Origin of the sequence: Lentzea jiangxiensis (assembly GCF_900104175.1) — a bacterium.
GTDB classification, from domain to species: Bacteria; Actinomycetota; Actinomycetes; order Mycobacteriales; family Pseudonocardiaceae; genus Lentzea; species Lentzea jiangxiensis.
The window spans coordinates 286,891-303,038 of record NZ_FNIX01000003.1; the positions used below are offsets into that span (position 1 = coordinate 286,891).

Consider the following 16,148-nt stretch of genomic DNA (forward strand, 5'->3'; position numbering starts at 1 on the left):
GGGAGACCACCCGCCCACGGGTGAAGGAGACCTCGAACGCAGGAGTTCGAGGAGGTTCCGTGTCCGTCGAATCCGTGGCGTCGCCCGGACTGTGGTTCATCAGCATCGCGGTGCTGCTCGGTCTGCTCGTGGTCGACTTCCTGGTCACCCGGCGCCCGCACGAGGTCTCCCTGAAGGAGGCCACCGGCTGGTCGGTGTTCTACCTGGCCCTCCCCCTCGTGTTCGGCCTCTGGCTGTGGTTCGAGTTCGGCAGCGGCCAGTCGGTCGAGTTCATCACCGGCTTCGTGGTCGAGAAGTCGCTGTCGGTGGACAACCTGTTCGTCTTCATGCTGCTGCTGACCGCTTTCGCGGTCCCGTCCGAGGTCCAGCAGCGCGTCCTGCTCTACGGCATCGTCGGCGCACTGGTGCTGCGCGGCGTCTTCATCGCGGCCGGCGCCGCCCTGCTCTCCGCGGGCACCTGGGCGTTCCTCGTGTTCGGCCTCGTCCTCTTCGCCTCGGCGATCAAGATCCTGCACGCCGCCCTGTCCGGCGAACCGGGTGAGAAGGACACCTCGCAGATGCGCTCGGTGCGGCTGCTGCGCAGGCTGATGCCGGTCACGGACGACTACCGCGGCACGAAGATGGTCGTCCGCGAGCACGGCCGCCGCGCCCTGACGCCCCTGGCGATCGTGGTGGTGGCGATCTTCGCGACCGACGTCGTGTTCGCGATCGACTCCGTACCCGCCGTGTACGGCATCACCGAGGACCCGTACCTGGTGTTCACGACCAACGCGTTCGCGCTGCTGGGCCTGCGCGCCCTGTACTTCGTGCTGCAGTCCGTGCTGGCCAAGCTGGTGCACCTCAACCACGGTCTCGCGATCATCCTGGCGTTCATCGGCGTGAAGCTCGTCCTGCACTGGGCCCACGGCATCTGGCCCGCCGTGCCGGAGATCCCCACGCCGGTCTCCCTCCTGGTGATCATCGGCGTGCTGGCCACCGTCACGTTCACGAGCCTGCGCTCCCGTCGCGGGGCCGACACCAGTCCGGTGTGACCGCATGGCCACCGCGCGCCTGATCGGCTTCCTCGTGGACCTCGGCGTGACCCTCCTGGCGCTGACCGCCCTGGTGGTCGCGTGCGTGGTCCTGGTCTCCAGGCCGTGACGGGACGGGCGGGACCGGACGGCCGTCCGTGCCGGGAGCGGCTTTCGTGGTGGCGCCGGAAGACGTGGGCACCGGGCGTACGCGATCTCGTCGTTCGCCCGGTGACACCGGGCCGGTGGTCGTGACCGGCCCGGCGTGACACGGGGTCCCGTCAGCCGATGCGGGCGCCGACCGCGGCCAAGGCCCTGGTGACGGGCTGGAAGAACGTCACGCCACCGGTGCGGCAGTTGCCGCTGCCCCCGGACGTCAGGCCGATCGCGTTGCCGTTGGCGGTGAAGAGCGGCCCGCCGCTGTCGCCGCCCTCCGCGCACACGGTCGTCTGGATCAGGCCCGTGACGCGGCCCTCCGGGTAGTTGACCGTGGCGTTCAGGCCGGTGACGCGGCCGGCGCGCAGCCCCGTCGTGCTGCCCATCCGCTGGACCTGCGTGCCGACCCGCGCCTCGGCGGCGCGCTGGATGCGGACCCTGCGGCCGTTGCCGGTGTCGACCTCGCTGGGAGCGCCGGTGCCGCGGTTGTCGTAGGTGAGCAGGGCGAAGTCGCCGTTGCCGGGGAACGTCGAGTCCACGACGGTGGCGGCCGCCCTGCCACCGGGGGTCAGGGAGAACTGCCTGCCCGCGGCCGTGCAGTGGCCCGCGGTCAGGATGCCGGGGCGGCCGTCGCCGGTCACGACGTTGAAGCCGAGCGAGCACCGGCTGCCGCCCGCGAAGAGGGCGTCCCCGCCCTCCGCGAACAGCCGGAACGTGCCGGTCGTGCGCCGCAGCGCCACCCCGGCACCCATCGCGTCCACTGTGGACTTCAGGTTGTCCCACCTCGCCCCGGTGACGGTGTCGTCGGCGGTGACCAGGACCTCGTTGGTGACCGGGTTGACGGCCCACGCGGTGCCCGGCACCGACGCCTTCTCCCGCAGCGTCTCGGTGACCTGGGCGGGAGCGGTGCGCTGCTGCGGCGCCGCCTGGCTGGCGGTGAACGTCGCGGTGGTGATCACCACGGCCACCAGCCCGACGGCACCCGCGATCACCTTCACCCGGCGGTGGTCATCGTGGTGCTTGCCCATGTGGCGCCCTCTCGTGCGACGGCTCGTTACCGGACCGAGATGTGCTCATGTCCAGGTGTACGTACAGCGGGGCGAACCGGTTTAGGTGAACGGCCGGGATGACGCGGCGAGCACCGGTCCGCACTGCTGCTCGCCCGGCGTCTTCAGAGCTTCCGGACGAAGTGGAACGCGGTGATGTCGTAGCCGGAGCCGAGGTAGAGCCGGTGCGCGTGGTGCCGCGGCGTGCCGGAGTCGAGGTGGACCGCCGCGCACCCGAGACGGCGCGCCTCCTCGTCGACCCAGCGCAGCAGCGCGCCCGCGTGGCCCTGCCTGCGGGCGGACGGGAGCGTGCTCAGGTCGTCGACGTAGAGGTGGGAGCCGGCGTGGAGGTTCGTCCTGTGCCGGAACCCGGCGACGGCGACGACCCGGCCGTCCGCGTCGAACGAGGCGGCGATCCGGTAGCCCTCCCGCCGCTGGGCGCCTACGACGTCGACGAACTCGTCGACGTCGGTGAGGTGCGGCCGGAGCTCGCGCAGCGCGTCGAAGGCCAGGGCGGTGTCCTCGCCGACGAGTTCGGCGATCCTGGTGGTGTGCTGACTGGTCACGCCCGTGATCGTCACCCGAGAAGTGGCATCCCAGAAGGCCCAATGCAGGCGGAAACCAGGATGCCACTTCCCGACGGTGCTACGGGGTCAGGTTCAGGCTCCACGTGTCGAGCGTGCCCACGTCGGCGGGACCGGAGTCCTGGACGCGGAGTTTCCACGTGCCGTTCGCGGTCTCGCCCGCCACGTTGACCGAGAAGGTGCGGTCGATGTTGTCCGCGCTGCCGCCGCTGCGGTTGTGCAGCGGGTACGACGAGCCGTCCGGCGCGATCAGGGCCACCGTGAGGTCACCGACGTACGGGTGCACGATCCGCACGGTCACGACCGAGGCGGAGGACGGCGTGGCGGAGCACCCGGAGAGCGCGATGGTGCTCTCGACCGCGGCACCCGCGTCCGGGATGGCGACGTCGTCGGGGTTGGTGCCGGTGCAGGACCCGCCACCGCCGCCCGTGACGGTGAGCGCGTAGGTCGCGGTGCGCGACGCCGTGCCGGCCGCGGTGATCGTGACCGGGTAGGTGCCCGCGGCCACCGACGCCGTGGTGCTGATCGTCAGCGTCGACGCCGAGCCCGTCGTGACGGACGCCGGGCTGAACGACGCCGTCGCCCCGGCGGGAAGCCCGGACGCGGACAGCCGCACGGTCTGCGGGTCGCCGCTCACCGTCCGGGTCGCGACGCTCGCCTGGACCGACGAGCCCGCCGCCACCGAACCGGACGCCGGCGACACCGAGACCGCGAAGTCGGCGCCTGGGGTGCCGGTGCCGACCGCGGACTTCCAGACGGTGTAGGCGATGCCGTCGACCGCGCGGTTGAGGTGCGTGTCGCTGATGTTCGCGGTGGTGTCGCAGGACGCGTGGTAGCAGGGGTCGAACGCGCCGCCCGCCGTGCCGCCCCACTTGTTCGCCTGCGCGGTGGTCTTGCGCGCGCTGGCGCCCATCGCGTAGCCGGACGCCGGGATGCCCGCGTTGGTGAAGGACGCGTCGTCGGACCGGTTGCGGCCCTCGGTGTTCTCCTCCGGCTGCAGGCCCAGGGAGTCCCAGTACGCCTTCATGTGCACGGACTGGGTGCTGGTGATGTTGTTGATGAAGTAGCCGCCGTTGGTCGACCCGACCATGTCGAAGTTGTGGTAGGTCTTGATCTTCGCGCGTTCGGTGGACGGGAGCTGCGAGACGTAGAAGCGGGAGCCGTTGAGGCCCTGCTCCTCGTCGGTCCACCAGGCGAACCGGACCTTGTTGGTCATCGACGGGGTGCGCTGGGCGAGCACGAGCGCGGTCTCGAGCAGCGCCGCCGAGCCGGAGGCGTTGTCGTTGATGCCGGGGCCCGCGGACACGCCGTCGAGGTGGCCGCCGAACATGTAGACGTTGTTCGCGTTGCCACCGGGCCACTCGGCGATCAGGTTCGGACCGGCGCCGGTGGTGCAGCCGGACGTGCAGGGCTGCTCGGTGACGGCGTAGCCGGCGGCCGTGAGCTTGTCCTTCACGTAGGCCACCGACGCGCGGTAGCCCGCCGAGGTGGACCGCCGGTTGCCGCCGTTCTGCGCGGCGATCGTGCCGAACTGCGCGAGGTGCGCCTTGACCGCGGCGATGTCGACGTCCGGGATCTGCGGGCCGGTGCCGCCGGTGACCGTCAGCGTGTAGGTCGCCGTCCTGGTCGTGGCACCCGCGGCGCGCACGGTGATCGGGTAGGTGCCCGACAAGATCGACGTCGTCGTGCTGATCGACAGGGTCGAACTGGAGCCCGTGGTGACGGAAGCCGGGCTGAACGACGCCGTGGCGCCGGCGGGCAGGCCGGTGGCGGTCAGCTGCACGGTCTGCGCCTGGCCCGCCGTGGTCTGCGTCTGCACGGTGGCCGAGGCCGCCGACCCCGCCGCGACGGAACCGGACGCGGGCGAGACGGCGACGGAGAAGTCGTCGGCCGGGGTGGAGCCGCCGAGGTTCAGCGACCAGGTGTCGATCCGGCCGGCGTCGTTGGCCGCGTTGTCGTTGACGCGGAGCTTCCAGGTGCCGTTGGAGGTCTCGCCCGACAGGTCGACGGTGTAGGTCTGGTCGATGTCGTCCGCGGAGCCGCCGGACCGGTTGTGCAGGACGTAGGCGGAGCCGTCCGGCGCGACGAGGCTGACCTGGAGGTCGCCGACGTAGGTGTGGACGATCTTCACCGGCACGGTGGCGGTGGCGGACGGGGCCGACGCGCACTCGCTGATGGCGATGGGCGACTCGACCGTCTGGTTGTCGCCGATCGCCACGTCGCCGTCGTTGGTGCCGGAGCACCCGGCGGCCAGGGCGGGGGCCGCGGGCGAGGCCAGCGCCGCGGTGGTCACCGCCACGAGTGCCGCGGTCAGCAGGGATCTTCTTCTTCGCACTTGCGGGCTCCTTCGCAGGGATGCAGGGTCAGGAGACCGTAGCCGCCGCGGCCGTGGCCGACATCCGGTCGTTCGGAGGGTTTGCCGGCACCTCCGGCCTCGATGTCCGGTTTCACCTTCGAGTCACGGATTTCGTTGCGCCACAGGGGGATGGCTTCGGCACGATTCCGTGGACAAGACAACGATGTCGCCGGAGCGGCGTTCGCCGACGTGGTGCGCGGGCCGTTGCGGCTGCTGCTGTCCGGCGCTCCCGCCACACCACCGGACTCGGTCGCACCGCATCCACCTCGTCGTGGACGACCTCGACGCGGAGGTCACCCGGCTGCGCGCCGCCGGGGTGCCGTTCGTGAGCGAGGTGGCCAGCGGGCCGGGCGGCCGTCAGGTGCTCGTCACCGGTCCCGCGGGCAGCCTCGTCCAGGTGTTCCAGCCCGCCGGGTGACGCTCAGCGCGGCCAGCGCGCGTGGTCGTCGTTGATGCGGAACTCGTGCGCGTGCGTCCACACGGCACCGTCGAGGTCGTGGTGCTCGTGTTCGACGATCTCCGGGTCGTGCACGGGCCAGAACCGCAGGGCGCACAGCGCTCCTGCCGCGGCCAGCACGCCGAGCACCACGAACGCGGTGGTGGTGCCCGCGGTCGTCGCGAGCCACCCGGCGAGCGGGTAGCACAGCAGCCAGCAGGCGTGGGACAGCGCGAAGTCCGCGGCGAACAGGGACGGCCGGTCGGCGTCGTCGGCCGACCGGCGCAGCAGGCGCGCGCCCGGCGTCAGGGCGAGCGAACACCCGGCGCCGATCAAGCCCCACACCAGCAGCAGCGCGGGCCAGTGGTGCGCGAACAGCGCACCGGCCGACAACACCACCACAAGTGTGGTGGCCGCACGCGTCACCACGACGCGGTCCGCGCAGCGTTCGAGCAGGCCGGGCAAGGCCAGCGCGGCGACGAGCGAGCCCGCACCGTTGGCCGCCAGTGCCACCGCGACGTCCGCCGCGTCCCGCCCGAGGCCGTCTCTGACGTGCGCCACGGTGTTGACGAACACCATCGATCCGGCGGCCGCCGCCGCGAAGTGCACGGCGAGCAGTCCGCGCAGCCGGGGCGTGGCGAGGTAGATCCGGATGCCCTTGGTCGTGGCGTCGTACCGGCGGCCGTTGCGCGGCAACGGTGTCGGGCGTGGCAGGACGACCGAGAGCACGAGCAGCGCCGACGCGGCGAAGCCGAGCGCGGTGCCGAGGAAGAGCTGCTGGAAGCCCAGCACCGCGAGCGCTGCGGCCGCCAGCGCGGGACTGAGCAGGCTTTCGAGGTCGTAGGCCATGCGGGACAACGTGATCGCGCGGGTGTAGTCGCGTTCGCCGGGCAGGACGTCCGGGATCGTCGCCTGGAACAACGGCGTGAACGCGGCGGACCCGGCCTGCAGCAGGAAGACCAGGACGTAGACCTGCCACACCTCGCCGACCCACGGCAGCACCGCCGCCACCGCGACCCGCAGGACGTCGAGCGACACCAGCACGGCCCGGCGGGGCAACGCGCCGAGCAGCGCCGTGGCGATCGGCGCGACCCCGACGTAGGCGATCATCTTGATCGCCAGCGCCGTGCCGAGCACCGACCCCGCCTCGGGCCCCGCCAGGTCGTGGGCCAGCAGCCCGAGCGCGACCGTGGCCACTCCCGTTCCGGTCAGCGCGGCGACCTGGGCACCGAACAGTGCCCGGTAGACCGGATCGCGGAGAACGGAAATCACCGCGGAACTATAAGCACCACAACAGGTTTGCGTCGACGGTGCAACAGCCGCTCACTGGCAACAGCACAACTCCGACACGTGAACCACCGGGCATTAAGGTTCCGCCGTGACCGATCCGCTCGAAGCCACCAGGACCTCTTACGACGCCGTGGCGTCCCTCTACGCCGAGCTGTTCGGCGACGTGCTCGACACCCGTCCGCTCGACCGCGCGGTGCTGGCGGCGTTCGCCGAGGTCTGCCGGAGCGCGGGCCACCCGGTCGCCGACCTCGGCTGCGGCCCCGGACACCTCACCGCGCACCTGGCCTCGCTCGGCCTCGACGTCTTCGGTCTCGACCTCTCCCCCGCGATGATCGCCCTCGCCCGCCAGGCGCACCCGGACCTGCGGTTCGACGAGGGGACGATGACTGCCCTGGACCTCGCCGACGGCGCGTTGGGCGGCATTCTGGCGTCCTACTCGGTCATCCACACGCCGCCTTCCGAGGTCCCGGCGGTCTTCGCGGAGTTCCACCGCGTGCTGGCGCCCGGCGGTCACCTGCTGCTCGGGTTCTTCGCCGGGGACGACGCCGGTCCCCGGGCGTTCGACCACAGGGTGACCACCGCCTACCGGTGGTCACCGGGTGGCCTGGCGGAGGTGCTGGGCGAGGCCGGGTTCACGGAGGTCGGGCGGATGGTGCGCCCGCCGATCGAGGGCGAGCGGTTCCTGCAGGCCCAGCTCCTGGTGCGCAAGGCTCAGGCGCCGACGGTGCCGGGAGCTGTCACCTCCGCCGCCAGGTACTCGACGCACGCGTCGCAGATCCAGGCCGCGAGGTAGCCGGCGAACGACGAGCGCACCAGGACGGTGAAGGCGTCCTCACCGGTCACCTGCAGGACGATTCCCGTCCGCGCGAGCAGCGTCTGCACGCAAGTGCCGGCGGGAGCCGAAGACGGGTGCAGGTCCACGGAACATCCGTGAGCCAGCACGTCCCGGACGAGCGGCCCTTCGAGGACCACCGTCGTGCGCTGAGCCGAAGTGTCCACCACGGACCCTCTCGCGGTCCCGAGCGCGTCACGCACCACCTCCTCGATCGCGATCTGCAGGCCGGGCCCGGCCACGACGAGGAACTCGCCCGGCCCGAGCCAGAGCACCTCGACGTCCCCGAACGGCCCGGAGCCCGTCGTGAACGTGCAAGGAGTGGAAGGGAACGGCACACCGAGTGCCGAACCCGCCGCCGCGATGGCCTCCGGGTCGGACACGCGCACCGTGAGCTGCGAGCGGAACGGCCGCTCCGCCACGGCCAGCACGGGGGCGAGCGCCGCCAGCCCGTCGGTCCAGGCGTGCAGGGGGCTGGTCGGGTCAGCCGTCACGGCGGGCACCTTCCTTGTCGTACAGGACGGATTCGGTGACCGTGACCGGTACCAGCGAGTCCTCCACGGGCACGTACACCGTCTCGCCGATGCGTTCGCGGCCCGAGCGCACCAGCGCCAGCGCGAAGGTGCGGCCCAGGGCGGCGCTGGGGTAGCTGGACGTGACGTGGCCGAGCATCCGCACCGGAGGTTGCGGCACCCGGTCCGTCTCCACGACCTGCGACCCCTCCGGCAGCAGCACCGAGGGGTCGACGGGCAGCAGGCCGACGAGCTGCTTGCGGTCCGGCCGGTTGTTCTCGGCACGGGCGAACGACCGCTTGCCGATGAAGTCGGCCTTTTTCTTCGACACGGCCCACGCCATTCCGAGATCCTGCGGCGTGACCGTCGCGTCGGTCTCCTGCCCGATGATCGGGTAGCCCTTCTCGGCGCGCAGCACGTGCATGGTCTCGGTGCCGTACGGCGTGATCCCGTACTCCTCCCCCGCCGCCATCAACGCCTCCCACACGGCGATGCCGTGCCAGGCGGTCACGTTGATCTCGTAGGCCAGCTCGCCGGAGAAGCTGATCCGGCACACCCGCGCCGGCACACCGGCGACCGCGGTGTCGCGCCAGGTCATGAACTCGAAGGCCTCGTTCGACACGTCCAGCCCGGGGGCCACGGCGGCGAGCACGTCCCGGGACCTGGGACCCACCAACGGGATCGTGGCCCAGTGCTCGGTGACCGAGGTGCAGTGCACGTCGAGGTGCGGCCACTCCGTCTGCAGCCACTCCTCCATCCAGTCGAGGACCTTGGCGGCGTTGCCCGTCGTCGTGGTGACGACGTACCGCTGTTCGGCGACGCGGATGACCGTGCCGTCGTCCATCACCATCCCGTCGAGGCCGCACATCACGCCGTAGCGGATCCTGCCGACCTTCAGCGTGCTCATCACGTTCGTGTAGAGCATGTCGAGGAACTCGCCGGCGTCGGCGCCCTGCACGTCGATCTTGCCCAGGGTGGAGCCGTCCATCATGCCGACGCTCTGGCGCGTGGCCTTGCACTCCCGCAGCACGGCCGCGTGCAGGTCTTCGCCGTCCTCCGGGTAGTACCGGGGCCGCTTCCACTGGCCGACGTCCTCGAACAGCGCGCCGCGGGCCACGTGCCACGGGTGGAGCGCCGTGACGCGGACGGGGTCGTGCAGCTCGCCGCGGTCACGTCCGGCCAGCGCCGCGAACGACACCGGGGTGAAGGGCGGGCGGAACGTCGTGGGCCGCTGTTCGGCGAGCTCCACGCCCAACGCCTCGGCGACGATGCCCGCCGCGATCATGCCGGACGTCTTGCCCTGGTCGTGCGCGGTGCCGATGGTGGTGTAGCGCTTGATGTGCTCCAACGACCGCAAACCCGTCCCGGTCGCCCGCAGCACGTCCGAGACCGTGGCGTCCCGCTGCAGGTCGACGAAGCTCGTGGCCTCGTCACCCGGCACCCGCCACAGCACCAGACCGGACCGCGCGGTGCACCGCGAGTCGGAGACGGGCAGCGCGACCTGGCCACCGGAGGGGAACCCGGCCGCCGCGGCGGCAGCGGCTCCGGCGTTCCGTCCCTGCCGCGCACAGGCGGTCAGGTCCAGCTCACCGGTCGCCGCTCCCGCCACTGCCACGGAGGGCAGCTCCTCACCCGGCACGAAGGCACCGAGCCCGGCGTCGTAGCGCAGTCTGCCGCGCGCCTGGCTGAACAGGCCCACCACGGGGTTCCAGCCGCCCGACACCAGCACGGTGTCGCACACGACGGAGTCCGGGTACCCGGGTGCTCCGCCGAGCGGGGCGACGTGCGCGCCGGTCACCCGTCCCGCGCCCCCGGTCCCGGTCACGACGTGCCCGGCGCGGACCTCGACACCCCGCGCCGCGCACTCCGCCGCCAGCCGCGCGGGCGCCTCCGGGCGGGCGTCGACGACCAGGGCGATGTCCACTCCGGACTCGGCGAGGTCGATGGCCGCGCAGTACGCGCTGTCGTTGGTGGTGAACACGACCGCCCGCGAGCCCGGCAGCACGCCGTAGCGGTGCAGGAACGTGCGCGCGGACGAGGCCAGCATGATCCCCGGCCGGTCGTTGCCGGCGAAGACCACCGGACGTTCGTGGGCACCGGTGGCGAGCACGGTCCGCCTGGTGCGGATCCGCCAGACCCGCTGCCGTGCCGCCGTCGCCGGTGCCGCGAAGCCGAGGTGGTCCGTCCGCTTCTGCAACGCGAGCACGAACCCGTCCTGGTACATGCCGAACGCGGTGGTGCGCTCCAGCACGAGCACACCGGGCGTGCTCTTCAACTCCGCGACGACGTCCGCGACCCACTCGGCGGACGGCCGGTCGTCCAGGTACTCGTCCACGCCCAGCAGTGCGCCACCGGCCCGGTTCTGCTCGTCGGCCAGCACCACCCGCGCACCGCTGCGGGCGGCGGTCAGGGCCGCGACCAGACCGGCGGGCCCGGCGCCGACCACCAGCACGTCGCAGTGCTCGTGCTTCGCGTCGTAGCGCGCCGGGTCCGGTTCGGTGGACAGACGTCCCTGACCGGACAGTCCGCGGGCCTCCAGGCCGTCGTACAGCTCCACGGTCGTGGCGAGCAGCATGGGTTCGGAGAACGGCGTCTCCACCTGCACGAGCGAGGTCGGGTCCTCGGAGCCCGCCGCGACGACACCGCGCGGGCGGCCGAGCTTCACACTGCGCCCGATCTCGTGCACGCCGTGGGCGAGCAACGCCGACGCGAGCGTGTCACCGGGGTGCCCGGTGTAGGCGCGGCCGTCGAAGGTGAAGCGCAGCAGGGTGTTCCGGTCGATCGAGCCACCGGTGGGCGTGCGGAAGGTCACGGGGTCACCTCGGGCATCGGCTCGCCGACGCGGTACACGGCGAGCAGGTCGTGGGTGCGGGTGTCGCGCACGGCGTTGAACCACCGCCGGCACCCGGCGCTGTGGCTCCAGCGCTCGGCGAACGGGCCGCTCGGGTTGTCGCGGAAGAACAGGTACCGCGCCCATTCCTCGTCGGTCAGCGCCGAGGGGTCCTCGGGGTACGCGACGTGGGCCTGGCCGCCGTAGTGGAACTCAGCTTCCTCGCGCGGACCGCACCACGGGCACGGGATGAGCTGCATCGTCAGCGCTCCTAGTGGGCCACGGCGGCGGCGCCGTGCTCGTCGACGAGAGCGCCCGTGGTGAAGCGCTCGAGGGTGAACGGCGCGTTGAACGGGTGCGGCTCGTCGTTCGCGACCGTGTGCGCGAAGCAGTGGCCTACACCCGGCGTGGCCTTGAAGCCACCGGTTCCCCAGCCGCAGTTCAGGTACAGGCCCGCGACCGGAGTCAGCCCCACGATCGGCGAGGCGTCCGGGCTGACGTCGACGATGCCCGCCCACGTGCGCAGCAGGTGTGCCCGCGCGAAGACCGGGAACAGCTCCAGCGCCGCCGACATCTGCTGCTCGATGACGTGGAACGAACCTCTTTGGCCGTAGCCGTTGTAGCTGTCGATGCCGGCTCCCATGACGAGCTCTCCCTTGTGCGCCTGGGAGACGTAGACGTGCACGGCGTTCGACATCACGACGGTCGGGTGGACGGGTTCGAGGAGCTCGGACACCAGCGCCTGCAACGGGTGTGAGGCCAGCGGCAGCCTCAGGCCGGCCATCTTCGCGAGCACCGAGCTGTGCCCGGCCGCGCACAGCGCGACCTTGCCCGCCAGGATCCGCCCGCGGGAGGTCCGCACCGCGCTGATCCGGCCGCCCGCGGTCTCCAGCCCGGTGACCTCGCAGTCCTGGACCAGGTCGACACCCATCGCGTGCGCGGCCCGCGCGTAGCCCCAGGCCACGTGGTCGTGCTTCGCGATGCCCGCGCGCGGCTGGTAGGTCGCGCCGAGCACCGGGTGGCGGACGTCGGGCGAGGTGTTGACGATCGGGCAGATCTCCTCGACCCCGGCCGGGTCCAGCCACTCCGCGTCGATGCCGTTGAGCCGGTTGGCGTTGACCCGCCGGACGCCGTCCCGCACGTCCTGGAGGCTGTGCGCCAGGTTCAGCACCCCGCGCTGGTCGAACAGGACCGGGTAGCCGAGGTCGTCCTCCAGGCCCTCCCACAGCTTGAGCGAGTGCTCGTAGATGCCGGAGCTCTCGTCCCACAGGTAGTTCGACCGGATGATCGTGGTGTTGCGGGCCATGTTGCCGCCCGCGAGCCAGCCCTTCTCGAGCACGGCGACGTTCGTGATGCCGTGGACCTTGGCGAGGTAGTAGGCGGTGGCGAGACCGTGACCGCCGCCACCGACGACCACGACGTCGTAGGAGGCCTTGGGTTCCGTGTCGTCCCACAGGAAGTCGGGGTGTTCCGGCAGGTGCGCTCCGGGCGGCTGGGCCGAGCTGCTCATGCGCGACGCCTCCAGCGTGGTCGAACACTGGTATATCAGTTTGTGCGTTACCGTAGGACACATGAACGCACGGGTCAACGACGAGCCCGCCTCGGCAACCCTGACGGAGCAGGCCTACGCCGTCCTGCGGGACCGCCTGGTGATGCTGGAGATCAGGCCGGGCGAGCCCATCAACGAGGAGAGGCTGCGCACCGAGCTCGGCGTCGGCCGCACCCCGATCCGCGAGGCCCTGAAGAGGCTCGAGCAGGAACGGCTCGTCGTCGCCTTCCCGCGCCGCGGCACGTTCGCCACCGACGTGAACATCTCCGACCTCTCGCACATCTCCGAGGTGCGCAGGACGCTGGAACCCCTCGCCGCGGCAGCCGCGGCCGAGCGCGCCACGGCCGAGGACAGGGCCTCCCTCACCGACCTGCGCTCGCGGCTCGACACGGCGACGCCCCGTGGTGACAACACCGAGCTCCTGCGCGCCGACGTGGGCGTCCACCGCGCCATCTACCGGTGCGTGCACAACCCGTTCCTCGAAGACACCCTGGTCTCCTACGACAACCTGGCCACCCGCATCTGGTGCCTGTTCCTGCCGCGGCTGTCCGGGATGGCGGGCCACGTCGACGAGCACGTGCCGCTGCTCACCGCGATCGTCGAAGGGGACGCCGAGAAGGCGTCCGAGCTCTCCGCCGAGCACGTGATCGGGTTCGAACGCGCCATCCGCGCGCTGATCTGAGCCGACGGCCGAGTACCGCCGGGCGACGTCCTCGGCCGGCGGCTCTGCGGTCCGGGGCGACGGGGACAGCGCGACGGCGATCTTCCGGTTCGCTGCGATCACTGCCGGAGGACTCCCGGTGCGGGACGATCGGGGTCCGCATCCGTGGGGGTGCGGAACTTTCCCGCGGTCAGGGCCTGCGGAAGATCGTGATGGAGTGCCCGACCGAGTCGATCGGCGCGCTGGTGTCGAGCAACGCGCGGAGGCGGTCGCCCGCTTTGGCGATGGCGGTGTTCGACACCACGAGCAGTCCGTGCACGTCGTCGGGCTCGACCTCGCGCGGGTCGGCGGCGTGGACGCCGTAGTGCTCGGGCACGCCGGCGCCCTTGTACACGAGCCACAACCGCTCGCCCGGGTAGCGCTTCAGCCGTTCCGCGAGCCTGCCCAGGTCCTGACCCCAGTCGACGTTCGAGTCGTGCAGGTGCAGGTGGGTCTTCGACGGGCCGCCGAACACCTCGTTGGAGTACGGCAGGTAGTACGGGAACGTCCACACCGAACTGACGGCGACCAGCGCGGCCGCGAGCACGGCCCAGCGCCGGTGCGCGAGCACGGCGGCCGCCACGGCGAGGAAGACCGGCACGGCGATCGCGTACCGCACACCGAGGTCGCGGTTCCCGCTCATGGCGACCGCCAGCAACACCGCCGCCGGGGCCAGCAGGTACAGGGCCGCCTCGCGCTTCTCCTCGAGCACCGCGACGACCCCGGCGCACCACAGGAGCAGCGCGCCGACCGGTGTCTTCACCAGCAACGCGGCCGGCAGGTAGTACCAGCGCGAGCCCTCGTAGTGGGTGCCGAACAAGTAGCCGCCCCACACCCGGTCCTCGAACCCGAGCTGCGCGCGCAGCCCGTCGAGGTACGGCTCCGGCAACGGCAGCCAGCCGACCGGCGCGGACGGCAGGTCCGGCGGGCTTTCCCAGCGCAGCAACGGATCCACGGCGAGGTAGGAGGCCCACACGACCGCGAGCGCGACCACCGCGAGCCAGGCGGCCTGGGCGCGGTGCCGCCAGACCGCGAGTGCCAGCAGCACCGCCACGGCGGCCAACGCGTTCATCTTCGTCGCCACGGCGGCGCCGAGCGCGAGCCCGGCGAGCGGCAGGTGCAGCGCCGGGTTGCCGCGTGCCCTCCACAGCAGCCAGGCCGACGTCAGCAGGAAGCCGGTCACCGGGAGGTCCACTGTGGCCAGTGAGCCGTGCGCGATGACGTCCGGGGAGAACGCGTACAGCGCCAACGCGAGCAGGCCGCCGGTCCTGGTCGAGATGTCCGCGGCGAACCGGAAGACGACCAGCCCGAACAGCAGCGTCAGCACGATCACCGGAAGCCTGGCCAGCAGCAGCAACTCCCCCGGATCGTTGCCCTGCTCGTAGAGCACGTGCCGGCCGAGCTCGGTCTGGTCGCCGGAGAAGCCCGGGTCGAGCCGCAGGCCGGCGAACGCGAGCCCGGTCGCCATGACGAGCTTGCCCAGCGGCGGGTGCTCGGGGTTGTAGCGCAGGCTGTGCTGCTCGAGGTAGACGGCCGCGGCACCGATGTGAACGGGTTCGTCGACGGTCGGGGTCTGCCGCACCGCCGTCGTGACCATCGCGATCGCCATCTGGGCCAGCAGCGCGGTGACGGCCAGCGCGAACGGCCACCGCCGCGGCGGTGATGAGCCGGTCCGCACCTCGGCGGCGCGCTGGAGCGTGGCGTGCGACAAGACCGGGTGGCCCCTTCCCGAGTGCCGACTGACCCGACACTGTCCGAAACGGGATGCCCGCGGGATCGGTTGCCTGACCGTTGCTGCCGGCTGAGCGGAAATCCGCTTCGGCGCGACCACCCGCCGGGTCTAGCCTGCGCCCATGGGGCGCGAGGACATCGACAGGATCGCCGGGGACACCGGCTTCTCCGGCGTGGTGCGGATCGACCGCGCGGGCGAGGTCGAGTTCGAGAAGGCGTACGGGTTCGCCCACCGCGCCCACCGCGTGCCCAACACGGTGGACACCCGGTTCGGCATCGCCAGCGGCGGCAAGGGGTTCACCGCTCTCACGGTGCTGTCGCTGGTCCGGGAAGGTGTGCTCACCCTCGGCACGACGGCCCGGTCGCTGCTCGGCGACGACCTCCCGCTGATCGCCGGCGACGTCACGGTCGAGCACCTGCTCACGCACACGTCCGGCATCGGCGACTACCTCGACGAGGAGGGCGACTGGGAGGCCGACGACTACGTCATCAGCGACGTGCACCGGCTCACGACCACCGAGGCGTTCCTGCCGCTGCTCGACGGGCACCCCGCGAAGTTCGGCGCCGGTGAGCGCTTCGGCTACTGCAACGGCGGCTACGTGGTCCTCGCGCTGCTCGCCGAACGGGCCTCCGGCCGGGGCTACCACGACCTCGTCCGCGACCGGGTGCTCGACCCGTTCGGCCTGACCAGGACCGGGTTCCTCCGGTCGGACGAGCTGCCGGGCGACGCGGCGGTGGGCTACCTCGACGGCGTCGACCGGACCAACGTCTTCCACCTCCCCGTGCTCGCGAACGGCGACGGCGGCATCCACACCACCGCGGGCGACATGGCGAAGTTCTGGCGCGCGCTGTTCGCGAGCGGGTACGCGGACGAGGCCGTGCGGCCGCGCCACGACGTTCCCGAGGAGTCGTTGTGCTACGGCCTCGGCTTCTGGCTGCACCAGACCGGCGACACCGTGCTCCTCGCCGGGTACGACGCCGGTCAGTCGTTCAAGTCCACCCACGACCCGCACACCGGCACGACCACGACGGTCCTGTCGAACACCGCGCCCGGCGCCTGGCCGATCGCCCGCGCGATCATGTGACCACCACTGTTCCGATCGGGTGATGGATGCG

General features: G+C 71.8%; 14 protein-coding genes. 5 read left to right on the top strand and 9 right to left on the bottom strand.

From position 1 onward, the window contains the following. The first annotated feature begins 59 nt into the window (after window positions 1-59). Window positions 60-1,031: a TerC/Alx family metal homeostasis membrane protein gene (locus BLQ91_RS12240; RefSeq protein ID WP_090096921.1), complete on the top strand. Its 972-nt coding sequence runs from the start codon at window positions 60-62 to the stop codon at window positions 1,029-1,031. Window positions 1,032-1,291: 260 nt separating this feature from the next. On the opposite strand, the gene BLQ91_RS12245 is transcribed toward BLQ91_RS12240, so the two are convergent. From BLQ91_RS12245 to BLQ91_RS12255, 3 genes are all read right to left on the bottom strand, one after another. Further along, a complete protein-coding gene (locus BLQ91_RS12245) occupies window positions 1,292-2,194 on the bottom strand; it encodes a S1 family peptidase (RefSeq protein WP_090096922.1) in 903 nt (300 codons plus the stop codon). Window positions 2,195-2,337: 143 nt separating this feature from the next. Further along, window positions 2,338-2,778, bottom strand: coding sequence for a GNAT family N-acetyltransferase (locus BLQ91_RS12250; RefSeq protein ID WP_090096923.1), 441 nt, complete (start codon window positions 2,776-2,778; stop codon window positions 2,338-2,340). A 79-nt stretch (window positions 2,779-2,857) separates the two neighbouring features. Beyond that, window positions 2,858-5,131 (bottom strand): proprotein convertase P-domain-containing protein, encoded by a 2,274-nt coding sequence (locus tag BLQ91_RS12255; protein WP_218130246.1) that lies wholly within the window; start codon window positions 5,129-5,131, stop codon window positions 2,858-2,860. 292 nt (window positions 5,132-5,423) lie between these two features. Here BLQ91_RS12255 and BLQ91_RS43760 point away from each other — a divergent pair, with 292 nt between their 5' ends. Next, window positions 5,424-5,570 carry a VOC family protein gene (locus BLQ91_RS43760; RefSeq protein ID WP_425412463.1) on the top strand — a complete coding sequence of 49 codons (147 nt, stop codon included), beginning with the start codon at window positions 5,424-5,426 and terminating at the stop codon, window positions 5,568-5,570. A gap of 3 nt (window positions 5,571-5,573) precedes the next feature. Here BLQ91_RS43760 and BLQ91_RS12270 read toward each other — a convergent pair whose 3' ends face one another. Continuing rightward, window positions 5,574-6,860, bottom strand: a complete 1,287-nt coding sequence (locus BLQ91_RS12270) for an MFS transporter (RefSeq protein ID WP_090096924.1) — start codon at window positions 6,858-6,860, stop codon at window positions 5,574-5,576. Window positions 6,861-6,966: 106 nt separating this feature from the next. Here BLQ91_RS12270 and BLQ91_RS12275 point away from each other — a divergent pair, with 106 nt between their 5' ends. Beyond that, on the top strand, window positions 6,967-7,671 hold the full coding sequence (locus BLQ91_RS12275) for a class I SAM-dependent DNA methyltransferase (RefSeq protein ID WP_090096925.1): 705 nt from the start codon (window positions 6,967-6,969) through the stop codon (window positions 7,669-7,671). Here the strand turns inward: BLQ91_RS12275 and BLQ91_RS12280 are convergent. Genes BLQ91_RS12280 through BLQ91_RS12295 form a run of 4 tightly spaced genes read right to left on the bottom strand, consistent with a single transcriptional unit; the run spans window position 7,590 to window position 12,562 of the window. Further along, window positions 7,590-8,204: a sarcosine oxidase subunit gamma gene (locus BLQ91_RS12280; protein WP_218130247.1), complete on the bottom strand. Its 615-nt coding sequence runs from the start codon at window positions 8,202-8,204 to the stop codon at window positions 7,590-7,592. The genes BLQ91_RS12275 and BLQ91_RS12280 overlap by 82 nt on opposite strands. After that, entirely contained in the window at window positions 8,194-11,034 is a 2,841-nt protein-coding gene (locus BLQ91_RS12285) for a 2Fe-2S iron-sulfur cluster-binding protein (protein ID WP_176959702.1), read from the bottom strand. Before BLQ91_RS12285 ends, BLQ91_RS12280 begins: the two co-directional genes overlap by 11 nt. Next, window positions 11,031-11,312, bottom strand: a complete 282-nt coding sequence (locus tag BLQ91_RS12290) for a sarcosine oxidase subunit delta (RefSeq protein ID WP_090096928.1) — start codon at window positions 11,310-11,312, stop codon at window positions 11,031-11,033. The genes BLQ91_RS12285 and BLQ91_RS12290 overlap by 4 nt, the downstream gene beginning before the upstream one ends. An 11-nt stretch (window positions 11,313-11,323) precedes the next feature. Beyond that, a complete protein-coding gene (locus BLQ91_RS12295; RefSeq protein WP_090096929.1) occupies window positions 11,324-12,562 on the bottom strand; it encodes a sarcosine oxidase subunit beta family protein in 1,239 nt (412 codons plus the stop codon). A gap of 61 nt (window positions 12,563-12,623) precedes the next feature. Between BLQ91_RS12295 and BLQ91_RS12300 the strand changes: the two genes are divergently transcribed. Beyond that, the gene (locus BLQ91_RS12300; RefSeq protein WP_090096930.1) at window positions 12,624-13,283 is read left to right on the top strand and encodes a GntR family transcriptional regulator; all 660 of its coding nucleotides are present in this window, start codon (window positions 12,624-12,626) and stop codon (window positions 13,281-13,283) included. A 169-nt stretch (window positions 13,284-13,452) separates the two neighbouring features. Here BLQ91_RS12300 and BLQ91_RS12305 read toward each other — a convergent pair whose 3' ends face one another. After that, a complete protein-coding gene (locus BLQ91_RS12305) occupies window positions 13,453-15,012 on the bottom strand; it encodes an ArnT family glycosyltransferase (protein WP_245733362.1) in 1,560 nt (519 codons plus the stop codon). Between the two features lie 142 nt (window positions 15,013-15,154). Here BLQ91_RS12305 and BLQ91_RS12310 point away from each other — a divergent pair, with 142 nt between their 5' ends. After that, a complete protein-coding gene (locus tag BLQ91_RS12310; protein ID WP_090096931.1) occupies window positions 15,155-16,117 on the top strand; it encodes a serine hydrolase domain-containing protein in 963 nt (320 codons plus the stop codon). The last annotated feature ends 31 nt before the right edge of the window (window positions 16,118-16,148 follow it).